Source organism: Arenibacter hampyeongensis (assembly GCF_002909255.1).
Classification (GTDB): domain Bacteria; phylum Bacteroidota; class Bacteroidia; order Flavobacteriales; family Flavobacteriaceae; genus Arenibacter; species Arenibacter hampyeongensis.
In genome coordinates this window covers 95,439-119,279 of record NZ_PIOB01000003.1, presented here as the reverse complement: position 1 = coordinate 119,279, position 23,841 = coordinate 95,439, and the positions used below count along the sequence as shown (strand labels likewise).

General features: G+C 38.5%; 27 protein-coding genes. 14 read left to right on the top strand and 13 right to left on the bottom strand.

Annotated features, from left to right (window positions below):
• Positions 1-480 (bottom strand): acetyl-CoA carboxylase biotin carboxyl carrier protein subunit, encoded by a 480-nt coding sequence (locus CWD91_RS08835; RefSeq protein WP_103440629.1) that lies wholly within the window; start codon positions 478-480, stop codon positions 1-3.
• 615 nt (positions 481-1,095) lie between these two features.
• Between CWD91_RS08835 and CWD91_RS08830 the strand changes: the two genes are divergently transcribed.
• The 10 genes from CWD91_RS08830 to CWD91_RS08785 all read left to right on the top strand — a co-directional run bounded on the left by CWD91_RS08830 (position 1,096) and on the right by CWD91_RS08785 (position 9,816).
• A complete protein-coding gene (locus CWD91_RS08830; protein ID WP_103440628.1) occupies positions 1,096-1,602 on the top strand; it encodes a c-type cytochrome in 507 nt (168 codons plus the stop codon).
• 18 nt (positions 1,603-1,620) lie between these two features.
• A complete protein-coding gene (locus CWD91_RS08825; RefSeq protein WP_103440627.1) occupies positions 1,621-2,202 on the top strand; it encodes a fasciclin domain-containing protein in 582 nt (193 codons plus the stop codon).
• Positions 2,203-2,236: 34 nt separating this feature from the next.
• Positions 2,237-4,198, top strand: coding sequence for a Sec-dependent nitrous-oxide reductase (nosZ, locus tag CWD91_RS08820; protein ID WP_103440626.1), 1,962 nt, complete (start codon positions 2,237-2,239; stop codon positions 4,196-4,198).
• A gap of 132 nt (positions 4,199-4,330) precedes the next feature.
• The gene (locus CWD91_RS08815; protein WP_103440625.1) at positions 4,331-4,975 is read left to right on the top strand and encodes a hypothetical protein; all 645 of its coding nucleotides are present in this window, start codon (positions 4,331-4,333) and stop codon (positions 4,973-4,975) included.
• A gap of 17 nt (positions 4,976-4,992) precedes the next feature.
• A complete protein-coding gene (locus CWD91_RS08810) occupies positions 4,993-5,427 on the top strand; it encodes a nitrous oxide reductase accessory protein NosL (protein ID WP_103440624.1) in 435 nt (144 codons plus the stop codon).
• Positions 5,428-5,555: 128 nt separating this feature from the next.
• Positions 5,556-5,849, top strand: coding sequence for a cupin domain-containing protein (locus tag CWD91_RS08805; RefSeq protein WP_103440623.1), 294 nt, complete (start codon positions 5,556-5,558; stop codon positions 5,847-5,849).
• Positions 5,849-7,087, top strand: coding sequence for a nitrous oxide reductase family maturation protein NosD (locus CWD91_RS08800; RefSeq protein WP_103440622.1), 1,239 nt, complete (start codon positions 5,849-5,851; stop codon positions 7,085-7,087). The genes CWD91_RS08805 and CWD91_RS08800 overlap by 1 nt, the downstream gene beginning before the upstream one ends.
• A complete protein-coding gene (locus CWD91_RS08795) occupies positions 7,084-7,794 on the top strand; it encodes an ABC transporter ATP-binding protein (RefSeq protein ID WP_103440621.1) in 711 nt (236 codons plus the stop codon). Before CWD91_RS08800 ends, CWD91_RS08795 begins: the two co-directional genes overlap by 4 nt.
• Positions 7,787-8,569: an ABC transporter permease gene (locus CWD91_RS08790; protein ID WP_103440620.1), complete on the top strand. Its 783-nt coding sequence runs from the start codon at positions 7,787-7,789 to the stop codon at positions 8,567-8,569. Before CWD91_RS08795 ends, CWD91_RS08790 begins: the two co-directional genes overlap by 8 nt.
• 29 nt (positions 8,570-8,598) lie before the next feature.
• Positions 8,599-9,816 (top strand): hypothetical protein, encoded by a 1,218-nt coding sequence (locus CWD91_RS08785; protein ID WP_103440619.1) that lies wholly within the window; start codon positions 8,599-8,601, stop codon positions 9,814-9,816.
• Here CWD91_RS08785 and CWD91_RS08780 read toward each other — a convergent pair.
• The 9 genes from CWD91_RS08780 to CWD91_RS08740 form a co-directional block, all read right to left on the bottom strand.
• Positions 9,813-10,211 (bottom strand): group III truncated hemoglobin, encoded by a 399-nt coding sequence (locus CWD91_RS08780; protein WP_103440618.1) that lies wholly within the window; start codon positions 10,209-10,211, stop codon positions 9,813-9,815. The two genes, CWD91_RS08785 and CWD91_RS08780, sit on opposite strands and share 4 nt — an antisense overlap.
• Positions 10,212-10,498: 287 nt before the next feature.
• Positions 10,499-10,840: a 2Fe-2S iron-sulfur cluster-binding protein gene (locus CWD91_RS08775; RefSeq protein ID WP_103440617.1), complete on the bottom strand. Its 342-nt coding sequence runs from the start codon at positions 10,838-10,840 to the stop codon at positions 10,499-10,501.
• Positions 10,841-10,845: 5 nt separating this feature from the next.
• Positions 10,846-11,130, bottom strand: coding sequence for a hypothetical protein (locus CWD91_RS08770; protein WP_103440956.1), 285 nt, complete (start codon positions 11,128-11,130; stop codon positions 10,846-10,848).
• An 18-nt stretch (positions 11,131-11,148) separates the two neighbouring features.
• Positions 11,149-11,610: a cation-binding protein gene (locus CWD91_RS08765; RefSeq protein WP_103440616.1), complete on the bottom strand. Its 462-nt coding sequence runs from the start codon at positions 11,608-11,610 to the stop codon at positions 11,149-11,151.
• Between the two features lie 189 nt (positions 11,611-11,799).
• Positions 11,800-12,525: an iron-sulfur cluster repair di-iron protein gene (gene ric, locus CWD91_RS08760; protein ID WP_103440615.1), complete on the bottom strand. Its 726-nt coding sequence runs from the start codon at positions 12,523-12,525 to the stop codon at positions 11,800-11,802.
• A gap of 5 nt (positions 12,526-12,530) precedes the next feature.
• A complete protein-coding gene (locus tag CWD91_RS08755; protein WP_103440614.1) occupies positions 12,531-12,827 on the bottom strand; it encodes a cupin domain-containing protein in 297 nt (98 codons plus the stop codon).
• Entirely contained in the window at positions 12,781-13,743 is a 963-nt protein-coding gene (locus CWD91_RS08750; RefSeq protein ID WP_103440613.1) for a tryptophan 2,3-dioxygenase family protein, read from the bottom strand. The genes CWD91_RS08755 and CWD91_RS08750 overlap by 47 nt, the downstream gene beginning before the upstream one ends.
• Before the next feature lie 3 nt (positions 13,744-13,746).
• Positions 13,747-14,184, bottom strand: coding sequence for a hypothetical protein (locus CWD91_RS08745; protein WP_103440612.1), 438 nt, complete (start codon positions 14,182-14,184; stop codon positions 13,747-13,749).
• Between the two features lie 43 nt (positions 14,185-14,227).
• Positions 14,228-14,662: an RrF2 family transcriptional regulator gene (locus CWD91_RS08740; RefSeq protein WP_103440611.1), complete on the bottom strand. Its 435-nt coding sequence runs from the start codon at positions 14,660-14,662 to the stop codon at positions 14,228-14,230.
• Positions 14,663-14,939: 277 nt separating this feature from the next.
• On the opposite strand from CWD91_RS08740, the gene CWD91_RS08735 reads away from it, so the two are divergent.
• The 3 genes from CWD91_RS08735 (at position 14,940) to CWD91_RS08725 (ending at position 18,484) form a co-directional block, all read left to right on the top strand.
• Positions 14,940-15,314, top strand: a complete 375-nt coding sequence (locus tag CWD91_RS08735) for a hypothetical protein (RefSeq protein ID WP_103440610.1) — start codon at positions 14,940-14,942, stop codon at positions 15,312-15,314.
• Between the two features lie 225 nt (positions 15,315-15,539).
• On the top strand, positions 15,540-17,603 hold the full coding sequence (locus CWD91_RS08730) for a TonB-copper family protein (RefSeq protein ID WP_239985713.1): 2,064 nt from the start codon (positions 15,540-15,542) through the stop codon (positions 17,601-17,603).
• 17 nt (positions 17,604-17,620) lie between these two features.
• Positions 17,621-18,484 (top strand): hypothetical protein, encoded by an 864-nt coding sequence (locus CWD91_RS08725; protein WP_103440609.1) that lies wholly within the window; start codon positions 17,621-17,623, stop codon positions 18,482-18,484.
• 70 nt (positions 18,485-18,554) lie between these two features.
• On the opposite strand, the gene nagB is transcribed toward CWD91_RS08725, so the two are convergent.
• Positions 18,555-20,483, bottom strand: a complete 1,929-nt coding sequence (nagB, locus tag CWD91_RS08720; protein ID WP_103440608.1) for a glucosamine-6-phosphate deaminase — start codon at positions 20,481-20,483, stop codon at positions 18,555-18,557.
• Between the two features lie 266 nt (positions 20,484-20,749).
• On the opposite strand from nagB, the gene uxuA reads away from it, so the two are divergent.
• On the top strand, positions 20,750-21,937 hold the full coding sequence (gene uxuA, locus CWD91_RS08715) for a mannonate dehydratase (protein ID WP_205164621.1): 1,188 nt from the start codon (positions 20,750-20,752) through the stop codon (positions 21,935-21,937).
• A 124-nt stretch (positions 21,938-22,061) separates the two neighbouring features.
• Here the strand turns inward: uxuA and CWD91_RS08710 are convergent, their stop codons facing one another.
• Both CWD91_RS08710 and CWD91_RS08705 read right to left on the bottom strand, forming a co-directional pair.
• A complete protein-coding gene (locus CWD91_RS08710; protein ID WP_103440607.1) occupies positions 22,062-22,730 on the bottom strand; it encodes a bifunctional 4-hydroxy-2-oxoglutarate aldolase/2-dehydro-3-deoxy-phosphogluconate aldolase in 669 nt (222 codons plus the stop codon).
• Positions 22,731-22,746: 16 nt separating this feature from the next.
• Entirely contained in the window at positions 22,747-23,769 is a 1,023-nt protein-coding gene (locus CWD91_RS08705; protein WP_103440606.1) for a sugar kinase, read from the bottom strand.
• Between the last annotated feature and the right edge of the window lie 72 nt (positions 23,770-23,841).

Genomic DNA, 23,841 nt, shown 5'->3' with positions numbered 1-23,841 from the left:
TTATTCCATTTCAATTATAATCTGTCCTTTGTCAACCGCATCATTAACCTTGACTTTAATATTCTTTACAACACCTTCCCCAGTAGAGTTGATTATATTTTCCATTTTCATGGCAGAAAGCACGATCAGTGGGGTGCCCGTTAATACCTCTTGGCCAATAGTGGCCATAATATCTATAATAAGCCCGGGCATAGGGGCCTTAATACTATTTATTTTATGGGTCTTGGCAGTTAATAACCCCATTTTATTAACCATCTGATCGTATTCGTCCTCTAGGTACATTTCATAACTATTGCCATTTACCTCTATAGTCATTGTTTTGTTGGCAAAATCGGCATCCAAGATTTGTATGACAAAGGATTGGTTGTTCATTAAGGAATGATATTTCAGAGAGCCCGTGGCAATCATGTCCATGGATTCAATATCCTTAGGACCAATCTTGAAATTTTCTTTATCAACAATGATATTGTAGTGGGTCATATATTACAGTTTCATAACCCGGCACAGAATTATCCTACTGGATAACAAGTGCCAGGATCAATTAGCTAAAAAATTTCCAAGGATTATTAAGGTCCATCTAAAGGTAAATCGCTTATAAACCATTTAGCAATAATGGAAATCTAACGTATCCCATGCTTCTCTTTCAATTTTAAGGCTGAAAGTTATTTGAAATAGTCCTAAATATTATTAGGCGCAATAGCACCAATGATTCCAGTTTTGTGCTTTCACTAAGATATGTAAAAGATTTAAATGACAAATGCGTCGGGGCCATTTCCGGTCATCCGGAAATTAATGGATTTATAGAATGTGATAAGTAGTGTATTGATAATCAATATCTTGATTTTCATTTAAGGGTTATTTCCAAAGGAAAGTGCCACTGGGTATTTTTCAGAACCGCTATAATATTAAAAAAAGGACATTTTTATCCTTAATATGATTTATATCATGTTTTTTGTTTCAATGGCGACCTAATTTTGTCCAAATAAATTCATAAAACCGATAAACAATTAGTGAATAGACCATTTTAATGAAACCGATGAGAATATTACGAATAATTAATAAACAAGTGACCTATAACAATTAAATGACAAGCAAATGAAAATAATTTTAAAAAGTAGCGCAGTTCTTTTTTCAGTTTTGATGATGAGCTGTGGAGGTAAGGAAGAAAAGAAAAAAGAAGGCTTTAGTGTAGATAGGGCAAAAACTACAACCGAGCAGCCTGCCACAACTCCGGCGGCAGCAACAACATCTGCATCAGAGACCGTGGATTTAACCAATAAGGGAGTGGGGCCAATTACCTCGGTAACCTTGGCGGCTGATATTGATCAGGAAATGGCTAAAAAAGGAGAAGAAATATACGGTCAAATGTGTTTGGCTTGCCATAGGATTGGTAAGAAGTTCATTGGACCGGCCCCAAATGGTGTTTTGGAAAGACGTAGTCCAGAATGGGTCATGAACATGATTTTGAATCCTGAGGTTATGGTTAAGGAAGATCCATTGGCAAAAGCTTTATTGGCCGAATTTAACGGCGCGCCAATGGCCAATCAAAGTCTAACAGAAGAACAGGCAAGAGCAGTATTGGAATACTTTAGAACCTTATAATTTTAAATATATACTACTATGATATCAACTAATTACATAAAATTACTGATGATGTCATTTTTTATTCTGGTCCTTACGTTCAGTTGTAAAAATGAATCAAAGACGGCTACGACTCCAAATTCCAACAATGTTGGTACGGAAGCAACGGAAAAGCAGGGTCAAGCCTTTATTGCTGATGATGGCTCTACCCCCAATGTATTGCAAATAGCCATTGGATCTCCAGACCATACCACATTGGTGGCAGCGGTACAGGCTGCGCAATTGGAAAACGCATTGGTGAATGCAGGACCCTTAATGGTGTTTGCTCCAACCAATGAGGCTTTTGCCGCTCTACCGGCAGGCACTGTGGAAGATCTGTTAAAACCGGAGAACAAAGATGCTTTGGCAAATATTTTAAAGTTTCATGTTACTGCAGGTAATTACAGCAAGGATTTTTTAATGAAGTTTAAAAAATTGGGACAGGCCAATGATCAGAACACTACCGTTGAAGTAAAGGGTGAGGATGTTTTTGTTGGTGGTGCAAAAATTATTGCCAGTATCCCTGCGGGCAATGGAATTGTACATGTTGTAGATAAGGTAATGTTGCCTCCTTCGGAATAATTATAAAACTCAATTATCAATTAAATTATAAACAATGAAAAGAAATACTTATTTAGTTTTGGGACTCTTGGGCTTTGCCGCATTATTGACGAGTTGCGGTAATGGTAACCAAGGTAAAGGTTCTTCCGGAGCATTAAACTCGAGTAATGCAGAAAAAGTGTATGTGGCTCCCGGGGAACATGATGAATTTTACGCTTTTATGTCTGGAGGATATAGTGGCAATCTAACAGTTTACGGTTTACCATCTGGAAGAATGTTCAAGGAAATTCCGGTATTCTCACAATTTCCCACCTCTGGCTACGGTTATTCCGAAGAGACCAAACCTATGTTGAATACCTCCTTCGGTTTTGTTCCATGGGATGATTCACACCACCCGGACATTAGCCAAACCAATGGCGAATTGGATGGAAGATGGATTTTTATAAACGGTAACAATACACCTCGTATAGCAAGAATTGACCTTCAAACTTTTGAGACCGCCGAGATTATAGAGGTTCCCAACAGTGCAGGTAACCACAGTTCTTCCTTCATTACGGAAAATACGGAGTATGTTGTTGCAGGAACCCGTTTTTCGGTACCTGTTCCACAGGCCGATATGCCCATTAAGGATTACAAGGGTAATTTTAAGGGAGCACTTTCTTTTATTAGTGTAGATCCAGAAGATGGTCGAATGGATATTAAGTTTCAAATACTGATGCCAGGTTTCAATTATGACCTTTCACATCCAGGTAGGGGGAAATCTCACGGATGGTTCTTCTTTACTACCTACAACACTGAGGAGGCCAATACCTTATTGGAAGTTAATGCCTCTCAAAATGATAAGGATTTTATTGCAGCTATCAACTGGAAAAAAATTGAGGAGTATGTAAACAATGGTGGTGGAACAAAAATGCCAGCAAATTATGCGCATAATGTGTACAGTGATGAAACACACACGGCCACTTCTACCATGGTAAAGGAAGTTTTAACAGTTGACCCAACTAAAATCCCGGGAGCAGTGTTTTTCTTACCAACCCCAAAATCACCTCATGGTTGTGATGTTGATCCTTCTGGAGAATATATTATTGGAAATGGAAAATTGTCCGCTGATTTAACGGTACACTCTTTTGATAAGATGATAGCAGCCATTGAGGGTAAGAAATTTGATGGAGAGGCCTATGGTATTCCTATCCTAAAATTTGAGGACGTCCTAGCGGGAACCGTAAAAAGCGGTGGTCTTGGACCATTACATACAGAGTTTGACGGTGAGGGTAATGCCTATACTACCTTCTTTATTTCATCGGAGGTGGTTATGTGGAAACTAGGCACATGGGAAGTTATCGATAGAAAACCTACCTACTATTCCGTTGGACACTTGATGATTCCCGGTGGTAACTCCAGAAAACCATTTGGTAAATACGTGGTAGCTATGAACAAGATTACCAAGGACCGGTATTTGCCTACTGGTCCAGAATTGGAGCATTCTGCCCAATTATATGATATATCAGGGGGTAAAATGGAGCTTATTTATGATTTTCCCACTCATGGTGAACCACATTATGCGGCAGGTATCCCAGCTGAACTGTTGGCTCCTAAATCGAAAAAGTTTTATAAACTCGCAGATAACAAACACCCGTACGCTACTTTAGGTGCAGCTGATGCCAAAGTGGTCCGTGAAGGTAAGGATGTTCATATTTATATGTCTACGATCCGAAGCCATTTTACCCCCGATAACATTGAAGGTGTCAAGGTAGGTGATAAGGTTTATTTTCATATAACGAATCAAGAGCAGGATTTTGATGTACCACACGGTTTTGCTGTGATAGGAGCAAATACCTCAGAATTGTTGGTTATGCCCGGGCAGACCAAGACAATAATTTGGGAGCCTAAGCAAGTTGGGGTATGGCCGTTTTACTGTACCGATTTCTGTTCGGCACTCCACCAAGAGATGCAAGGTTATGTTAGGGTTTCACCAGCAAGTTCCAATATAGAACTTTCATGGTCCCTAGGCGATTAGCTTTACTTATTTTTAGTTTTTAATAGAAAAAGCGGGTCTGGTTTAACTAACTGCCCGCTTTTTTAACAAATTGAAGAATAGGAAAACCATCCAAAACATTTTTTTGATTTGTAATTTATAAAGACCATAGTAATGAAAAAAGCAAGTTTATTAATGATCATTGGCCCATTGTTTTTATTGGGTTTGTTTGCCTTTCCTTTATGGAACATCATGTTGGGCGCACCACAGTATCCAGAGCCCTTGGGCATGAATATACATATCACGGGAATTCAGGGTGTCTCTGAATTTGATTTGCAGAATATAGACGGACTCAATCACTATATAGGTATGAAGACCATACCCAAACCTGGAGAAATGTGGGAGTTTAATATATTTCCTATGGTTATTATCGGAATGGTAGGCCTCGGAGTACTTATAGGGTTATTGGGTTTTTTTGGAAAAGTAGGCTACAGATGGTTTTTGGGCTGGTTTCTACTTATGTCCATTTTAGGAATCTTAGGCATGTATGATTTTAATGTATGGTTAACGGACTATGGCTCAAATTTAGATCCCCACGCCATTATAAAAGTGGTTAATGAGGATGGGACGCCCATGACTTATAAGCCGCCTTTGTTCGGGAATCAGAAAATGTTGAATTTTGATGTAACTTCACTTCCGAGCACTGGTGGTTACATGATGTTTGTTGGAATGACTCTTACTGTGGTAGCGTCATATTTAGGTTGGAAGAGCAAGAAGTCAGAAGAAAAACAGGGGTCAAAAGAGGCAGTGGCCGCATAATTTTAAAAAATAAAGATATGGTTAACTACAGAATAGTTATGTTATTATTCTTATTATTTGCAACTTCCTGTAGAATTGGTCCCCAACCTATAGCTTATGGATCTGATGGCTGTCACTTCTGTAGTATGACCATAGTAGATAGGCAACATGCAGCTGAAATAGTTACGGATAAAGGTAAAGTCTTTAAGTTCGATGCAAGTGAATGTATGATGAATCATATCAAGGATATAGACCAGAAGCAAATTGCCCTTTATTTGGTAAACGACTTCGATCAACCCGGGGAGTTAATTGATGCCACAATGGCAACTTATCTTATAAGTGTTCGTATTCCAAGCCCTATGGGCGAATTTTTAACGGCTTTTAAGACAGAAAAGGCCGCTGTGGATGCCCTTATGACCTATGAGGGAGACTTATTGACGTGGGAACAATTAAAACTAAGATTTCAGTTATAGTAAGTAATTAAATGTCTTATAGGTATCAAACTTAGGGCAATTGATAACTGTAATGCAAATGTTGCATTATTCCGCCCTTCATGCTTATAAAAATTTAAGAAATTATTCATTAAAACAATACAATAACTATGTACGCCATTAATAATCAGATCAAAAACCAAGAATACAATAAGCTCCAGGTAAATAAATTGGTGAAAACTGAGGTTTTGGAAATTTTGAACATCAGTTTGGAAAAAGGGGCTATTTTTCCGGAACATATTGCTCCAACCGATGCGCAATTGATTGTTTTGGAAGGTGAAATTATGTTTCATATCAATGGTAAATCCTATCCCATTAAAGAACAACAACACTTTAGTTTCCCCAAAGAAGTTCCACATTGGGTGTCTGCCGAAGAAAACTCCAAATTTTTGATCATTAGATAATGGGAAAAATTAGTGTCTTTGTAGGTTTATTATGGCTATTCTTTGGGAATCATTTATGGGCAGGAACAATTACAGTCTGCAATTCCTGCGAGGTGAAAACTATTAGGGAAGGCATAGCTGTGGCCGCTGATTTTGATACCCTATTAATTAAAAAAGGGACATATAAGGAATATAATATTCAGGTAAACAAACCCTTGACCATTATAGGGGAAAACTATCCTGTAGTTGACGGGGAAGATCAGGGGGAAATCATAACTATAGTTTCAAATAATGTTACCATAGACGGATTGTTTATTATTAACGTCGGAACCAGTTACACGGCAGATTATGCCGCCATAAGGGTAGTAAAGAGCGAAGATTTTCTGATACAGAATGTGGTGCTTGAAAAGTTGTTTTTCGGTATTTATCTGGAAAAGTGTAAGAATGGAAAGGTATACAACAATAAGATTATTGGAGATGCCGTGGATGAATATAATTCTGGCAATGGCATACAATTATGGTATTCCCAAAACATTGTTGTGGAAAGAAATATAGTGCAGCATGTACGGGATGGTATTTATTTGGAGTTTTCGGACAACATAATAATTGAAAACAATATCAGTTCCAACAATCTTCGTTATGGGTTGCATTTTATGTTTTCCAATGATGACATCTATAAGAACAATACCTTTGAGAACAATGGGGCAGGAGTTGCGGTCATGTTTTCCAAAAGAATAAAAATGTTGGGCAATACCTTTAAAAAAAATTGGGGTACCGCCTCATTTGGAGTGTTGTTGAAGGAGATAAATGATGCCGAAATTACTGGCAATACATTTGAAGAGAATACGATAGGTATCAGTATTGAGGGGTCCAACAGGATAAATTATTCTAAAAATAACTTTATAAAAAATGGTTGGGCCATTAAAGTACGTGGGGCCTGTTATGCCAATACCTTTATCCACAATAATTTTATGTACAACTCCTTCGATCTTGCCTACAATAGTAATTTGAACGATAATATATTTGAAGAAAACTATTGGAGCAACTACACAGGCTACGATTTGGACAGGAACGGCATGGGCGATGTTCCCTACAGACCCGTAAAATTATTTTCCTATATCGTAAACAGAACACCAGAGACCATTATACTGTTGCGCAGTTTATTTATGGATATTATCGATTTTTCGGAAAAAGTATCCCCTGTATTTACACCGGATGCGTTGGTTGATGCAAAACCGTTAATGAAAAAGATCAAATGATACACGTTGAAAGCTTACATAAGAAATTCGGCAAAAATGAAGTACTGGCCGGATTGGAACTCGATATCGATCAAGGGGGTATTTTTGCTATCCTTGGGCCCAATGGCTCAGGTAAAACAACCCTGATAAAAACAATCCTAGGAATGGTGATTCCCAATAAGGGGACTATTTCTGTGATGGATTTAAAGATAAAAAATAAGTGGAGGTATCGTCAGGATATAAATTATCTCCCCCAAATAGCTAATTTTCCCGGAAACTTAAAGGTCAAGGAATTAATAGCAATGATAAAGGACATAAGGCAAAAACCCAGTGATGAGAAAAAGCTTATCAGCCTATTTGGATTGGAGCCTTTTTTGGATAAAAAATTGAGCAACCTTTCCGGTGGTACCAAACAAAAGGTGAATATAGTACTCACCTTTATGTTCGATAGTCCTTTGATTATTTTGGACGAACCTACAAATGGTCTGGATCCCTTGTCCATGATTCGACTAAAGGAACTTATTTCCGAGGAAAAGGCCCAAGGAAAAACCTTTTTGATTACCTCCCATATTATGCAGTTCGTAGAAGAAGTTTCCGATGAGATAGTTTACCTTCTTGAGGGTGAAATTTACTTTAAGGGAAGTATTGCCGAGCTTAAGACCAAAACAGGACAAACTAATTTTGAACATGCCATCGCGGCAATATCAACTCACAACAAGAATGATTAAGATATTAAAATACAGTTTTTACGACCTAATGCGCAGCAGATGGAGTTATGTTTATTTCCTGTTCTATCTGTTATTGGGGTTCGTATTGTTATTTTTAAACAACGAGCTGTCCAAGGCAGTTATTACCTTAATGAATGTAATTATAGTACTGGTACCTTTGATAGGGACCATATTTGGGGTAATGTACTATTACAACTCCAAGGAATTCACTGAGCTTCTTTTGGCACAGCCCATTAAAAGATCTTCCATATTTTTGGGTCAGTATTTTGGAGTGGCAGGTTCGCTTACTATGAGCTTGGTTCTAGGTTTGGGAATCCCCTTTGCCTTGTATGGATTGTTTGAAAGTAATGCCATTTGGGATTTTTCACTATTGTTGATTACTGGAGCCTTTTTAACCTTGATCTTTACTGCAGTTGCTTTCAACATTGCCCTGTCCAATGAAAATAGGATAAAGGGTTTTGGGTATGCCGTATTGGCCTGGCTGTTTTTGGCCGTTATCTATGACGGACTCTTTTTAATGTCATTGATCGTTTTTGAGGAATATCCCTTGGATAGTTTTTCTTTGGTAGCCACTATGTTCAATCCTATAGATCTATCCAGAACCCTAATATTGTTAAAATTGGATATTTCCGCTCTATTGGGGTATACCGGAGCTATTTTTAAGCAGTTTTTCGGCACCAATTTTGGGCTGGTCATGTCTATTTGTATGCTGCTGCTATGGACTATAATCCCCGTTTGGCGGTTGAGTTACGTGGCTAAAAGAAAGGATTTTTAATAGTACCTTTAGCAGAATTTCAATCAAGCGTGATTAACACTAAAATCCATATTAAGGTATCCTTAGGCTATTTTTTATTGGCGGCACTACTAGGGGTTGTATTGCGTACTTTTGTGGTTGCCCCAATGCCGATTAATTACCGCTTTATAGTGCATACACATTCCCATATAGCGCTTTTGGGCTGGGTTTATATTGCGCTGACCACCTTGCTCTATCACCTTTTTTTGAACAAGCAGGAATTGCAAAGGAAATATCGAAGGATTTTCTGGTTTACACAATTTTGTTTGTTGGGAATGCTGCTTTCCTTTCCCTTTCAAGGATATGCATTGTTTTCCATTGTTTTTTCTACCTTATTTTTGTTGGCCTCCTATTGGTTTTCGGCATTTTTTATAAAAAACGCTCCCAACTCCTTAAAGAACACCAAGGCCTATATCTGTGTTAAGGCTGCCCTTTGGTTTATGATAGTTTCCAGTCTTGGGCCTTGGGCACTGGGTGCTATTATGACCATTTTGGGACCCGAATCTATTTGGTACAGATTGGCCATCTACTTTTACCTACATTTTCAATATAATGGATGGATGATACTGGCGTTGGCCGGACTCCTTTTTTATCTGTTGGAAAAGCAGCAAATTATTATTTCTCCTTCGATTTTTAAGAAATTTTTCTGGACCACCTTAGTGGGGATAGTACTGAGCTTTTTCCTGTCTACCCTTTGGACACAACCAGAATTGATATACTATATTCTGGGGGGATTGGGCGCATTGCTGCAATTGATCGGATTTGGTATTTTAATAAAGATCTTTTACGGAAATAGGTTGGTATTGCAATCGTTTATTTCCAAATTCCAATTTGGAATTCTAAAATTGGCGACTGTATTGTTATTTGTCAAAATGACATTGCAATTGCTCACTGCCATGCCCTACTTTTCCAACTTGGCTTCAACGGTGTTGGATTTCACCATAGGCTATTTGCATTGGACTTTTTTAGGGGTCATTACTGTGGGCCTGTTCTTCTTTTTGGAATTTTTGGGATTGATAAAGCTCTCAAAATCCAGCTATATAGTTTATTTATTGGGCTTTGCAATAACGGAATTACTTATTTTTTATAAGGGCATTGCAGGTTGGTTGGGCTGGCCATTATTTGAAGGGCACTTAAAATTCTTGGTCATAGGCAGTGTTCTAATTCCTATTGCTTTGATATTGATACTTTGGCAATCAAAGGGTGAAGTTTCAAAGGCAGGGATTTAAGCTCCCTTATTTCTATGCTGATAAATCTGCATATACAGCATGGTAGACATTTTTTGGGCCCTGTTTTTCGCTATCCATGCCACCTCTCCTTCAAAATGTTCATCAATCGTCGCAAACCATTCGTTTAACCAAAGTCCAAAATGCTCAGGGGTTATAGTATGGTTCATTTTCTCGTCTACCTCTTGGTGGACTACAATGGGGTTGCCCATATATTTTCGTTGCAGCAATAATTGACTCTCCCAAAAATCGGTGAGCAATTCAAGGTGACTGTCCCAATCTTTGATTATGCCATTGAAAATGGGTCCCAATATTTGGTGTTTTCTAATTTTGGCGTAGAAATTAACCACCAAAAGATTAACATCCTGTCTCGTTTTAATTTCAGATCTTAATGACATAAGTTTAATTTAACTTCTTTGGACAAATCACAAAGGTAATCTGTTCAATTTTTAGTTGGTGATAATTATTCTTGTTTAAAAAAGTTTATAAAAACGGCTTTAGGTATTCATGGTCACAATTATTTTCACTCACTAAGTGAGATTTGAATGCTCCGACGCTTGTTCGCCTGTACCGTTCGGGCGGGCCTGCCCGTTCTATTGAGGCGGGCATCGAAATGTTTCAGCGTTTTCCATCCGATGCCTCATTGGCTTGCCCTGAGGTAATTGACCTTTTGCCGGGTTGACAATTAGTTGGTTCCGAAATCGTTTTCCGTTATTACTTTAAATACAATATTATGTAAATCAGCATTAACAGGGATTTGACATGCCAATCTGCTTTGTACTGTGACACCATCCAATTTGGACAAAGTATGTTTTTCATCGCTCTGCATTTTTGCACTTAATGTCCCTTTTAGAATTTGTATATGACATGTTCCGCACCATGCCCTGCCTTTACAATCTCCCCATTCCTGTAGATACTTGTCAAAAAGAAGATCCATTAGGCTATGGTATTCATTTAGTCTGAATTCTGCAGAATTACTATCCCCAAATTCGTCGATATACGTAAAGTTATACTTCTCTTTTAACATTTATTCTAAACAAGATTTCCAATAATGGTCATGATACTAAAAAGGACGCTTAAAACGAGAAGGTTAAAGGTTGTTTTGGCACTTAATTGGGCCAAAACCGCACCATTATAGGCCATACAGAATATGGTAACCAGAAAAAGTAAAGTCAATTTGATAAAGGTCGGCATTTGGTTCATTAGTAATACCATAGCAGCTACAGATCCAATACAGCTCTGACCAATAATAGCAATGGTGGAATACCCTGTTTGTTCCCTTTTAAACTCGTTCAACAACTGGTTGTAAAGTTTCATAATGTTCATTTTTTGTTTTTATTCCCAAAAATTATCCGTGGTATTATCCAAAAATTTGGTTTCTGAATGATGTTCCAAAATAAATTGTAACTGCTGTTCTGTGGCTACTTTCTGGATTTCATTAAAAAGCACCCTTTCCTCAAATCGGATATGCTGTTCCAATTCTTCCTCTATTCTACTTAGAGACTTTTTTAATTCCAAAGGACTACTGAATAGGCGCTCCAGCCTTCTGTGCTGTGCAATGGCCTTTTTTACCAATTCATTATCATTTCCCAAAATGGGAAAGATGTATTTTTCCTCTTCCTTGAAATGTGGTGTTAAATGGTTTTTGTAAAACCAGTCGGTGTAGTTCTTTATGCGATCTACAGATATGCCTTTGGCAAAACCAGTCCTAATTTTCCAAGATAATAGTAAACCTTGATGATGGTCCCTGCTCAAGGGTTGCAGGGCCTGGTGTCTTTTAATAGGTTTGGTTTTCATAGTCACTGTTTTTAAGTTATCGTCTATTTATCTTGTTGGGCATTTTCTTAATAATGATCTTTGATGGATGATTGGGAAAACAGGGACCAATACGGTTCGGTTGGGGGGACTCAATGGTAAAGTCATTAACCGTGCCGGATTGGTTTTCCTGAATATTTCCTCAAGCATTTTATTAGTGGAGGACTAGATTTATTGGTTTAATTCTTTTTCCAAGGCTATGGCTTTTGGGAAGAGAATGTTATTTTCCAAATGTATATGTCTATGCAGATCCTCCTCGAATTCCTGTAGCAGTGAAAATGTTACACGGTATGTGTTGCAGGCATCGGCAGGTGGATTGTAGTTATTGCTTAATTCATCAATAATCCTAAAACGGTCCCCTTCGTTTTCATGCTCTTGCATCATCATTTGTATTGGATTTTGGATGGTGCCAAAATGTTGCTCGTCCAATGGATTGCCATAGTGTTTGCTCTGTATCATTTTGCGTACGGCAGGGAAAACAATCAGTTCCTCTTTTTTCATATGCATGGCCAGTTCTCCAGCACTTTTGTTGAAATGTTCGGTGATTTCGAATAATTCAGGATGTCTATCTCCATGAACACGGCATAATTTGGCCAGATATTGATTTAAAATTGGTATCTGTGCCTCCACGTAGCGATGATGTTTTTTCTCAATGTAATCTGCCAGTAGGTCCAATGGCCAAGTTTTAAAATCGATATTGTTATCGCCTGTTTGATGCTGTACTGTTTCAATTTCCTGTAACAGAAGATTGGCATCCAGCTTATTTTTTTCGGCCACCTCTACGATGCTTCTGTTTCCCTTGCAGCAAAAATCTATTTTATGGTTTTTGAATATTTGCGCTGTGCGATAGTTTTCAGCTACTATTTCCCCAATGTTTTTGGTCATTAAATTTTCCATGATTATTAATTGTTAAAATTTATATTAGAATCTTTTGCCATTATGGCAACTGCTTCAAATTCCTCTAGTATGGCAAGACTGTGTTCCAATCCAGCAGGCACCAACATTGAGGTTCCTTTCTCCAAAAGATATTCAGTATCCTTGGTTTTAAGGATTGCTTTACCTTCTAGAACAACGATTACTGCTTCCCTGGTACTGTGATGCTTAGGCATGCCCATACCGGTCAAGGCCTTAATTTGTAGGATTTTAAGATTTTTACCTACCTGCAGGTGCGTTAATTCGGGTCTGTTCAATACTTCCATAGTCTTCATATTTGTTGTTCATACCCCAGTTTTGCTTTTCGGTTTCCGTCCACAAAGCCGGGAAAAATTTGCGCTGCTGATATTTCGGATGGAGGTATTTTTTCCATTCAGAGCCTCCAGTTGCTGCTTTGTTGTGACCTTTTTTATCCAAGTAATGTTCTGCGGTGTGTAAATGGACCAATGGCCATTCAATGTTGTAAAGCTGGTCAAATTTGCGAAGTCTGTTTCTTAGGGCATCAGGTATATAGGGTAGTTGTGCCAACTTGTCCTCCAGGGTGTTGCCCATTAAATTTTTAGCGGTTTTGGTATACTGTGTTAGGTACTTTTCTTCAAAAAGTTCTAATGTCAATGATTTTTCGGTCGTTTTGGGATTGGTACCTGCATCTTTCCAATAGACATGTTCCAAACATTCCCTTAAATCGGGATTATTGGATAGTTTGCTTTTCTTTCCAATGCTTATTAGGTTGGTCAAGGATGTACAATGAAGTTCTATAAACCTAAATTGTGCAGATTGAAAACCGCTGGCGGGGGTAAGGGTAGTGCGAAAAGCATTGTAATCGTCATAGTCCATGCCCACTGTCATAATATCAAAGGAAGTGATCAACATAGTGGTGTATTTTATAAGTCGATCCAGTTTGGTAGTAAGAAATTTCGTGGTAGGATTTGGTTCCGCTACTATTTGCTCAAGTTCATGCAGCATCATTTTTAGAAATAGTTCGGTTGCCTGATGGTACATTATAAAAATGGACTCATCCTTAAAATTGGTACGTGGTTTTTGAAGGGAGAGTAAGGTGTCAACTTCAACGTAATCCCAATAGGTGATTGGTTTTGAATGGAGAAGACCCTGAAGATAAGTATCCGGATTCTCCCCAAGGGATTGGTATTTTTCTGTTATTTTCTGGATAATGTCCTTCATGGTTTAGGTTTTATTGAAATTAATTCCATAAATGAATAATGCTGTTACTTTGACCACTTCCAGACCTATATAATATAGATGGGCATTGGACATGGGAACAGGATTATTTTCAATAATTGCCATAGCCCTGGTGTCCAAGATGGGTAGGAGAATTATGGTCTGAAAAATTAGAATGGCCAAGGGAATGAAAAAAAAGAGATTTCTCCATGAAAACATCTCTTTAGAAGTCCTGTATAACGCAAGCAAAATGATTATAGCCAAAACCAATTCCACTTTATTTAATGCATTGAACACTAATTTACCTATGCCCAGTCCCACTGACAATGTAAGCGTGGGTACTTGGAATTTTAGCCAAGCCTCCATAAAACTTATGGCCCCTACAAATCCGATCCATAAAAAAACGGAGGCTATTATTGGTAGATTACGTGTTAAGTTTTTCATATAAAGAGTTTAATACCTTTTTATCTTTTAATAATTTAAAAAATTATCTTTTCAAATGGGTTAGACCAATATCCAAGCCTATAGCCAATTCGTACAAGCTGGTATTCTGCAGCATTATCTTTAGATTGTCCCTAATCACTACAAATTTATGATGAACCGGACAAGGCTGACTGGCATCGCATTGTTTTAGTCCCAGACCGCAGCCATTAAAAATATTATCGCCGTCAATGGCATGTACAATATCGTGTAATTTAATGTTATCTATTCTGGATTCATCGATCTGAAACCCTCCTGTTGGACCCTTATGGGAATCAATAATGCCACTTTTGGCCAACAACTGTAATATTTTAGCTGTAAATGCCACTGGGGAATTCACTTCTTCCGCAATCTCTTTAAGGCTTACACGTTCTTGGTGCATAGACTTGACGGCTATATATATAGTGGCTTTTATTCCGTATTCGCAGGCTTTGGAAAACATAGTGACTCTAAATTAGATCGGTACAAATATAAGGCATAATCTTATTTCGGACAAATTTATCCTAAATAAAATTAATTCCCATTGATAATCTTGTTTTTAGTATTTTTTGTTTAAACCCAAAAATTCAAGGTTCATGATAATTGTCATCTTTTTATGTTTATAATATGATTTATCTTTGTTCAGGATTATAAAAAGCAGGCCCTATATCATTCGATCCTGCGTTCCTAAAAAATTACGGCCAGATAACAGTTGTAATTTAGAAGTTTAAAAATAAATAATGAAGCAAGTTATACTCTTTGTTGCCTTGATCATGCTGATAAAGCCCTTGTGGCCCTTAGCTGAGTATGCTGTAAATTATACCTATATAGTGGAGAATCTTTGTGAAAATAGGGATACTCCCTCTTTACATTGTGATGGTAAATGTTATTTGGCAAAACAGTTGGCAAAAGAATCTGAAGGGAGTGATAAAAATCCGTTTGAAGGCAAACGATTCAACTTGGAAATCCAGTTTATCTCTTCATTCGAGCCATTGACGGTCTTAGGAACTGGAAATGAATACCGAAATAGCATTCAGAATAACTATAAAAGTACCCAGATTCTAATTACTGGCTTATATACTACAGATATTGCACAGCCTCCCGAGCTGGGATAATACAATTATCGCCATGGTAGTTTGGGAATTATTGTAATTCCCTTGTCACTATTATGGCTTCTAAAGCAATTGTATTATCTAAAAAATCAGAAAACTGTCGTTAAGGGATTTTAAAAATTTATTCTCAAATAGATTAATTAAATTTTTAATGTGAGAGCATAGTGCTTGCACCTCTTCTTAATTCTACAATTCTTTTTTTTAGACAATTAACTTAAACTTAAAGGTGTGAAAATTATTAGATGTGCCCATAAGGTATGCACAATACTTATGGCAACGAGCAAACCAATATCTTGGCGGGTGCTTTTGTTAGGGATATTTCTATTTCCTATTTACATTGGCGCTCAGGAATTAATTTTACAAAGGGATTCGATTATTACGATCAATTTGGACGAAGTTATCCTGATATCGGCAAGAAAGGCTTTGGATTACCATCGCCAGCCAAAACCCTTATCAACCTTGGACGAATATTTGGAATCGTCAAAAAAAGTGGATATGGTGAAACGGGGTGCCTATGCTTGGGAACCTACTTTGAACAATATGTTCTCGGAACGACTTTCGGTTACTATAGATGGGATGAGGATTTTTGGTGCCTGTACGGACAAGATGGATCCCATAACATCTTATGTGGATGTGTCCAATTTGTCAAAAGCCCATATAGCTTCTGGCCAGCAAGGCGCCGAGCACGGAACCACCATTGGTGGCGCCATTGATTTGGAGTTGGATAGGGGCAATTTTAAGGAGACTGGATTTTACGGCGGTTTGGAGACCGGTTTCGAAAGCAACAACCAGATGAGTATTGTTGGTGCCGAGCTTAATTATTCAGATTCCAACTTCTATGTGGATACCGATATTATTTATCGCAAGGCAGAAAACTATTTTGCAGGAGGTGATGAGGAAGTTCAGTTTTCCCAATTTGAAAAATATAATGTTTCAGCCAACGGTGGTTATAAAATCGCCGAAGATCGGGCACTAACAGCGAGTATTATTTTTGATGAGGCCAGGGATGTAGGTTATCCGGCATTAACAATGGATGTTTCATTGGCCAGGGCTATCATTGCATCCGTTGGTTTTGAACAGGATGATTTATGGGGCAGTTTAAGGGATTGGAAATCCAAGTTGTATTTTAATAAGGTTACTCATGTAATGGACGATACTAAAAGGCCCGATGTACCTATTCATATGGATATGCCCGGTTGGAGCGATACTTATGGATTCTTCTCGCAAGCCTTCTTAAGGCTGAAAAAACATCAATTTTTGTTCAAAGTGGATGGTTATTACAATAAGTCATTGGCAGAAATGACCATGTATCCCAACGACCCCAACGAGTTGCCCATGTTTATGCTTACTTGGCCAGATGTACGTACCACCAATGCCGGGGTGTATGTAGAGGATGAGCTCAATTTAAATGGAAGCTTTTTAAAAATAGCGACCAGAATGGCCGTGCAGAATCAGAATGTGGCGGACGAATTCGGATTGAACAGTCTAAGAATTTTTTATCCGGAGATGGAAAAATCCAAAACCCGTTTCCTGAAAAGTATTTCTGGGCAATGGCATAAAATGTGGATGCCATGGCATTTCAATGCCGGACTATCTTATGGGGATAGGGCGCCTTCCGTTACCGAGGGATATGGGTTTTATTTGTTCAATAGTTTTGATAACCACGATTATATTGGGGATCCCGGACTTGTCAACGAAAAATCAATGGAGGCCAATGCCAAGATTTCTTGGGAGAAATCCAAATTTAAGTTGACTGCGGAGGCTAATTATTTTCACATTAAAGATTACATCATTGGAGAGGTTGATCCTTCACTTAGTGTAATGACTATTGGTGCGGATGGAGTCAAGATTTATAAAAATTTGGAGTACGCCAATTTGTTCAACACTTCATTGGATATGGAATACGCAGTTCTGCCAGAATTGAAATGGACTGGATTAATTTCCTATCATCGAGGTACCGACAATAATCAGGAAAATATTCCATTTATAAGTCCATTTTCATATCGATCAGGTCTTCAATATAACGGCAGATCATTTTCTGCCGGTTTAAGGATAACCGGAGCAGCAAAACAAGTCAACTATAATCCAGATTTTGGGGAAGACCTGACTCAGGCGTATACCGTTTGTTCCTTGACCTTTGGGAAGACATTTAATTTTAATAACGATTCAATGTATGCGAAATTCGGGGTAGAGAATATTTTTGATGAAAATTACTCCACTTACACCGATTGGAAGAACATTCCGCGCATGGGAAGAAATTTCTTTTTAACACTTTCTTATTCAATAAATTAACTTAATAATAAACAAAAATGAAAACAATTAAATCATTTATAGTAACATTCATTGTAGCATTGGTATTAGGTTCTTGTACATCAGATGGGGACGATACCCCAAAAATGGATGAAAATCCAATGGCAGAATTTAATTTACTTGCAAGCATCGCTGCCAATGGGCACAGTTTGGAGCTATATTCCGAAGGGAATAATGGTTTTACTACCGGGTATAATGAGATCTTCGTACGTATAAAAAACAATGCAGATGAAAGCTACTTTGCCAATCCTCAAATAACATGGTTGCCCGTTATGCATATGTCGAGTATGAATCATTCCTGTCCTAAATCCGACCTAGCCGTTACAGAGGAACATAACACGGTTGCCAAAGGATACATCATATTTCAAATGCCAGGAAACGCGGATGAATTTTGGGACATAACTTTTACTTATACGGTGGAGGGGCAAGAATATTCTTTGACGGAAACCATAGATGTTGCAGCTCCCAGCGATGGTAAACAAAAGGTGACCTCCTTTATGGGAAGTGATGATATAAGGTATGTCTTGGCCATGGTTGAACCCACAGACCCACAAGTGGCGATTAACGATATACGGGCAATGTTATTTAAAATGGAAAATATGATGAGTTTTCCCATTGTGGAAAATTATTCCGTAACACTTGATCCACGTATGCCTAGTATGGGTAACCACAGTTCCCCTAACAACGTGGATTTGACCTATGATAGCAATGCTAAAAGTTACAATGGAAAATTGTCATTGACCATGACAGGGTATTGGAAGCTTAATCTGAAGTTGCTGAATGACACTGGAGTGGTGTTGAAAGGCGAAGATGTTACCGTTGAAAACGAAGCCAGTTCGCTGTACTTTGAATTGGAATTCTAGATAAAACTTACCTCCATAAAAAAGGCTGCCCGATCAGGCAGCCTTTTTGTGTTTATAAATAAATTTTAGTTTAAAATTTATAACGGACAAATGCTTCCATAGCAGCGTAATGCGCCAATCCCAATTCATCGTATTTGGCTGCAGTTTCCTTGTTCCTATCCTCTGCACGTTGCCAAAATTCCCTGGAATCAGATCCTTGGAAAACCACGCCATCCTTTTGGGATTGATGCTTGAAAATTCCATATCTCTTTGCCAAAACCTGACTTGGGCTCATTGGAACGGCCATTTCTATGTCCTCAATATCCCATTCTTGCCATGCTCCCCTGTACAACCATAACCAACAATCTTTCATATAAGATTTTGATTTGAGTCGTTTTAAGGACTCAAAAACAATGTCCAAACACACTTTGTGTGTGCCGTGTGGATCTGCTAAATCTCCAGCGGCGTAGATTTGATGGGGTTTAATTTTTTCGATCAAATCCATGGTAATCTTGATATCTGCCTCTCCTGGAGGGTTTTTCTCAATAGTACCGGTTTCATAAAAAGGTAGATCATTAAAATGTATCTGATCGTCCGTAAGACCAACATAATAACTGGTAGCCCTAGCTTCACTTCTACGTATAAGTCCTTTGATATTTCTTACCTCTTCAATATCAATTTCACTGGTCTTTTTGTTTTTTATGAACTCAGTGGCCTTTTTGTAAATTTCAACTGATTTTTTATTGTCTAGTCCAAAGGAACGGTTGTAATCGATCACGAAATCGGAGAAGCGCAAAGCTTCATCGTCGGCAACAGCTATGTTTCCAGAGGTTTGATACGCTACATGTACCTCATGTCCTTGGTTCTGCAAACGCATAAATGTACCACCCATACTAATTATATCATCATCTGGGTGTGGACTAAAAATAAGTACTCGCTTTTTCGCCGGATTTGCTCTTTCCGGTCTATTGCTGTCTTCCGCATTGGGTTTTCCTCCTGGCCAACCGGTAATGGTATGTTGTAGTTTATTAAAAATTCTAATATTAATGTCATAAGCGTCGCCAACTTCTGTCAATAAATCGCTCATACCATTTTCAATATAGTCGGCCTCTGTAAGCATAAGTACTGCTTTCTTCAATCTTAGTGCCAACCCAACAACGGCTTTCTTGATCATTTTTTCATCCCACTCTACCTTCTCTACTATCCATGGGGTACTAATCCTTGTAAGTTTGGTAGAAGATCCATTATCTAGGATAAACACACTATTAGGATGTTCCTGTAGATAGGATGCAGGCACCTGTTCCGTAATAGGTCCCTCAACGGAAGCTTTAATGATAGACGATTTACCTTCACCCCAGGCCATAAGGATTACTTGCTTGGCCTGCATAATTTGTTTTATTCCCAGTGTTATCGCTGTTTTGGGGGTATTGTACAGACCTTGGAAATCTTTACTCGCCGCAACTCTGGTAATATGATCCAGAGTAACCAATCTTGTCTTGGAATTGGGAAGGGAACCGGATTCGTTGAAACCAATATGTCCGTTACCACCAATTCCTAAGATTTGTAGGTCTATACCACCCAAGGCGTCTATTTTGGCCTCATACTCTTTACAATAATCCGCTATATCCTTTTTCTCCAATGTTCCATCTGGAATATGATAATTTCCAGGTTCTATATCTACATGGTTAAATAGCAATTCCTTCATGAATCGCACATAACTTTGTATAGCATCCGGTTCCATTGGATAGTATTCATCCAAGTTGAAGGCTATCACATTTTTAAAACTAAGGTTTTCTTCCCGGTGTAAACGAACAAGTTCGGCATACAGTCTTTTTGGAGTGGAACCTGTGGCGAGTCCAAGGACACACATCTCCTTTGCTTTTTGTTTTTTCTTAATTAATGTCGCAATTTCAGCCGCCGCTGCTTTGGACGCAACCTCTGAAGATTCAAAGATGACCGTGTTGATTTTTTCAAACCTTTTTTCAAAACTGGTAACCTTGTCGATTTTACTTTTAATCATGGATAGCTAGATTTTTTGTTCATTTTTGGTTGAATCGATAAAAGTAGTACAAACTATTCAAATGCCTAAAAAAGATAAGGAAATTTAACCAAGTTTAAGTATAAAATATATTTTGTTATACTTTTAATCTTTCTCAAGTATGGTCTTTACAATACTTTTAAAATTAATATATTGGTGAATTATTTATTTTCAGGAATAGCCGAATTGAAATAAATTTGTCGAGTTGCCGCTTTTGGAGTGATATTTTACTTAAAAAAATAAAATTAATGAGTTTGACTTTAGAAAATACATGGAGGTGGTATGGACCCAAAGATCCTGTTAGCCTGATGGATATTAAACAATCAGGAGCTACTGGGGTAGTTACTGCCCTCCATCACATTCCCAATGGGGACATTTGGCCTGTGGAGGAAATTAAGAAACGAAAAGCGGCGATTGAATCGGTTGGATTGACCTGGTCGGTAGTAGAAAGTGTTCCCATACATGAAAGTATTAAGACACAGCAGGGCAACTATCAGGAATATGTGGAAAATTACAAGATAACGATAGCCAATTTGGCCTCCTGTGGAATTGATACAATTTGTTACAATTTTATGCCTGTTTTGGATTGGACACGTACCAACCTGGATTTTGAGTTGGAAGACGGATCTACAGCCTTGAGGTTCGAAAAGGCTGCTTTTGCCGCATTTGAACTATTCTTGCTAAAACGTCCTGGAGCGGAAAAATCATATACAACGGAGGAGCAGAAAGCAGCCAAGGAGTATTTTGAAAAAACTTCCGAAAAGGATAGGAAGAAATTGGTCCAAAATATTATTGCTGGCCTGCCAGGGGCAGAGGAAGGTTATAGCCTAAAGGAATTTAATAAGATATTGGCCACCTATGATCGTGTTGGAGCCAAAGAATTAAAGGAAAATCTGTTTTCTTTTTTAAAGAGTATTATTCCGGTTGCCGAAAAAGGAGGGGTACGGATGTGTATTCACCCTGACGACCCACCTTATCCCATTCTTGGGCTGCCAAGGGTGGTGAGTACTGAGCAGGATATTTTAGATCTGTACAATGCAGTGGATAGCCCCAATAACGGACTAACATTTTGTACCGGGTCTTTTGGCGTTAGGGCGGACAATGATTTGGTGGGAATGGTAAAGCGCTTAGGTCATCGTATTCACTTTATGCACTTGAGAAGTACAGCGCGGGATGAAAAGGGTAATTTTCACGAAGCCGATCATTTGGCCGGGGACGTTGATATGTATGGAGTACTGAAAGCTTTGGTGGAAGAGCAACTAAAAAGAAGTGCTTTTGGAAGGAAGGATTTGAGAATGCCGATGCGTCCAGATCACGGTCATAAAATGTTGGATGACCTTAGGAAAAAAACAAATCCAGGGTATTCTGCCATTGGAAGGCTTAGAGGTCTTGCAGAATTAAGAGGGCTAGAATTGGGAATAAGAAAGTCTTTATAAGATAAATTAAATTCCACGTATTGGAAAAATACTGAAGAAGGTATAAAGAAAAACCTCCATTTTTGAACAAAATTGGAGGTTTTTCTATTACTAATATATTAGGAAGCCAATTATAGGCTCAAAACTAATTCCGGATTTTCTTTATCAGGGCAAGAGTTTCCCGTACGGTCTGTTCCAGACCCTTGTAATCCTTGTTCTCCAATACCGATTTGCTTATTAGGTTAGAGCCCATGCCTACACAGGTGACCCCTGCACTGAACCAACCTTTTAAGTTTGACTCTTCCAAGGTTACCCCGCCCGTAGGCATCACGTTGGTCCATGGTTGAGGTCCTCTAATTGCCTTGACAAAACTTGGTCCGTAATTGGCGCCAGGAAATAGTTTTATGATTTCACAGCCCAGTTCCTCTGCTCTATTTATTTCTGTCAGGGAGCCACATCCAGGACTCCATAAGACTTTTCTGCGATTGCAGACTATGGCAATATCTTCGCGAAAGGAAGGAGTAACAATGAAATTGGCGCCCATTTGCATATAAAGCGAAGCGGCTGCCGCATCGGTTACGGATCCCACACCTACGGCCATTTCCGGTAATTCATTAATGACAAACTTGTTTAATTCTGCAAATACCTCGTGGGCAAAATCTCCACGTGCGGTGAATTCTATTAATCTTGCGCCACCGTCGTAACATGCTTTTAATATTTTTTTTCCTAATTCCACATCTGGATGATAGAATAGGGGTACAAGCCCAGTTTCCTTCATTAATGTGGCAACTTCAATTCTTGTAAACTGTGACATATGAATCTACTTGTTTTTATCTGCTTACTTTTCCCGAAGATTCCCCTCCTGCCAATTGCTCTACCTCTTCAAGACTGGCTAAGTTGAAATCTCCAGTAATGGTGTGCTTTATACAGCAAGCTGCTGCAGCAAAATCGATAGTGTGCTGATTGTCTATTGAATTTTGCAATAGACCATAAATCAAACCTCCCATAAAGGCGTCGCCACTACCTACACGGTCTACCACGGGAGTTACTTCCCTGATTTTTGCGTAATGTATTTTTTTTCCATCATATAGGATACCTCCTATTTTTTGGTGCGAAGCATTTACCGAATAGCGTAGGGTAGTAGCCACATAACTTAGATTCGGAGAGTTTTTGTATAAGAGATCGTATAGTTCGGGCAACGAGTCCATATCTTGATAATCCGGGTCTTGCTTTTCCTGACCTGTCATAAAAAATGCAGTATCCAAATCACCTAAAATAACATTGCTGTACTTTAGCAGTTCCGGCATAATATCTTTTGGTTCTTTCCCGTATTTCCATAATTTGGAACGGTAATTTAAATCGGAGGAAATGGTGATTCCCATCTTATGGGCAGCCTTCACGGCTTCCAAACAAACTGCCGCTGCATTGCTTGAAATGGCAGGTGTTACCCCGCTCCAATGAAACCAATCGGCGCCTTTAAAAACAGCTTCCCAATCGATGGTGTTCGTCTCTATCTCTGCAATGGCACTGCTGGCCCTATCATAGACTACTTTGCTACCGCGCGTACCTGCACCAGTTTCCAAAAAATAAATGCCCAAACGCTCACCGCCAAACTGTATGTTCGTAGTGGCTACGTTGTATTTCCTTATCTCTTGTAGGGCACAATCACCAATATCGTTTTTCGGCAAGCGCGTAACGAATTCGGTGTTAAAACCATAATTGGCAAGAGATACCGCTACGTTAAACTCTCCACCTCCATAGGTAGCGTTGAAATTGGTTGCCTGCGAAAAACGAAGGTGTCTTTCGGTTGATAATCTTAGGAGTATTTCTCCGAAAGTGATGACTTTCTTCATACTAAAATGTTTGTTATCCTCGATAAAAGTACCAAAGTAAAACTGAAAACTCTAATAGAAAACACTTTTTGA

What these genes read in the sequence shown, in the direction of transcription:
- CWD91_RS08835 (WP_103440629.1), bottom strand. Translation starts at nt 480, where the DNA reads ATGACCCACTACAATATCATTGTTGATAAAGAAAATTTCAAGATTGGT.
- CWD91_RS08830 (WP_103440628.1), top strand. Translation starts at nt 1,096, where the DNA reads ATGAAAATAATTTTAAAAAGTAGCGCAGTTCTTTTTTCAGTTTTGATG.
- CWD91_RS08825 (WP_103440627.1), top strand. Translation starts at nt 1,621, where the DNA reads ATGATATCAACTAATTACATAAAATTACTGATGATGTCATTTTTTATT.
- nosZ (WP_103440626.1), top strand. Translation starts at nt 2,237, where the DNA reads ATGAAAAGAAATACTTATTTAGTTTTGGGACTCTTGGGCTTTGCCGCA.
- CWD91_RS08815 (WP_103440625.1), top strand. Translation starts at nt 4,331, where the DNA reads ATGAAAAAAGCAAGTTTATTAATGATCATTGGCCCATTGTTTTTATTG.
- CWD91_RS08810 (WP_103440624.1), top strand. Translation starts at nt 4,993, where the DNA reads ATGGTTAACTACAGAATAGTTATGTTATTATTCTTATTATTTGCAACT.
- CWD91_RS08805 (WP_103440623.1), top strand. Translation starts at nt 5,556, where the DNA reads ATGTACGCCATTAATAATCAGATCAAAAACCAAGAATACAATAAGCTC.
- CWD91_RS08800 (WP_103440622.1), top strand. Translation starts at nt 5,849, where the DNA reads ATGGGAAAAATTAGTGTCTTTGTAGGTTTATTATGGCTATTCTTTGGG.
- CWD91_RS08795 (WP_103440621.1), top strand. Translation starts at nt 7,084, where the DNA reads ATGATACACGTTGAAAGCTTACATAAGAAATTCGGCAAAAATGAAGTA.
- CWD91_RS08790 (WP_103440620.1), top strand. Translation starts at nt 7,787, where the DNA reads ATGATTAAGATATTAAAATACAGTTTTTACGACCTAATGCGCAGCAGA.
- CWD91_RS08780 (WP_103440618.1), bottom strand. Translation starts at nt 10,211, where the DNA reads ATGTCATTAAGATCTGAAATTAAAACGAGACAGGATGTTAATCTTTTG.
- CWD91_RS08775 (WP_103440617.1), bottom strand. Translation starts at nt 10,840, where the DNA reads ATGTTAAAAGAGAAGTATAACTTTACGTATATCGACGAATTTGGGGAT.
- CWD91_RS08770 (WP_103440956.1), bottom strand. Translation starts at nt 11,130, where the DNA reads ATGAAACTTTACAACCAGTTGTTGAACGAGTTTAAAAGGGAACAAACA.
- CWD91_RS08765 (WP_103440616.1), bottom strand. Translation starts at nt 11,610, where the DNA reads ATGAAAACCAAACCTATTAAAAGACACCAGGCCCTGCAACCCTTGAGC.
- ric (WP_103440615.1), bottom strand. Translation starts at nt 12,525, where the DNA reads ATGGAAAATTTAATGACCAAAAACATTGGGGAAATAGTAGCTGAAAAC.
- CWD91_RS08755 (WP_103440614.1), bottom strand. Translation starts at nt 12,827, where the DNA reads ATGGAAGTATTGAACAGACCCGAATTAACGCACCTGCAGGTAGGTAAA.
- CWD91_RS08750 (WP_103440613.1), bottom strand. Translation starts at nt 13,743, where the DNA reads ATGAAGGACATTATCCAGAAAATAACAGAAAAATACCAATCCCTTGGG.
- CWD91_RS08745 (WP_103440612.1), bottom strand. Translation starts at nt 14,184, where the DNA reads ATGAAAAACTTAACACGTAATCTACCAATAATAGCCTCCGTTTTTTTA.
- CWD91_RS08740 (WP_103440611.1), bottom strand. Translation starts at nt 14,662, where the DNA reads ATGTTTTCCAAAGCCTGCGAATACGGAATAAAAGCCACTATATATATA.
- CWD91_RS08735 (WP_103440610.1), top strand. Translation starts at nt 14,940, where the DNA reads ATGAAGCAAGTTATACTCTTTGTTGCCTTGATCATGCTGATAAAGCCC.
- CWD91_RS08725 (WP_103440609.1), top strand. Translation starts at nt 17,621, where the DNA reads ATGAAAACAATTAAATCATTTATAGTAACATTCATTGTAGCATTGGTA.
- nagB (WP_103440608.1), bottom strand. Translation starts at nt 20,483, where the DNA reads ATGATTAAAAGTAAAATCGACAAGGTTACCAGTTTTGAAAAAAGGTTT.
- uxuA (WP_205164621.1), top strand. Translation starts at nt 20,750, where the DNA reads ATGAGTTTGACTTTAGAAAATACATGGAGGTGGTATGGACCCAAAGAT.
- CWD91_RS08710 (WP_103440607.1), bottom strand. Translation starts at nt 22,730, where the DNA reads ATGTCACAGTTTACAAGAATTGAAGTTGCCACATTAATGAAGGAAACT.
- CWD91_RS08705 (WP_103440606.1), bottom strand. Translation starts at nt 23,769, where the DNA reads ATGAAGAAAGTCATCACTTTCGGAGAAATACTCCTAAGATTATCAACC.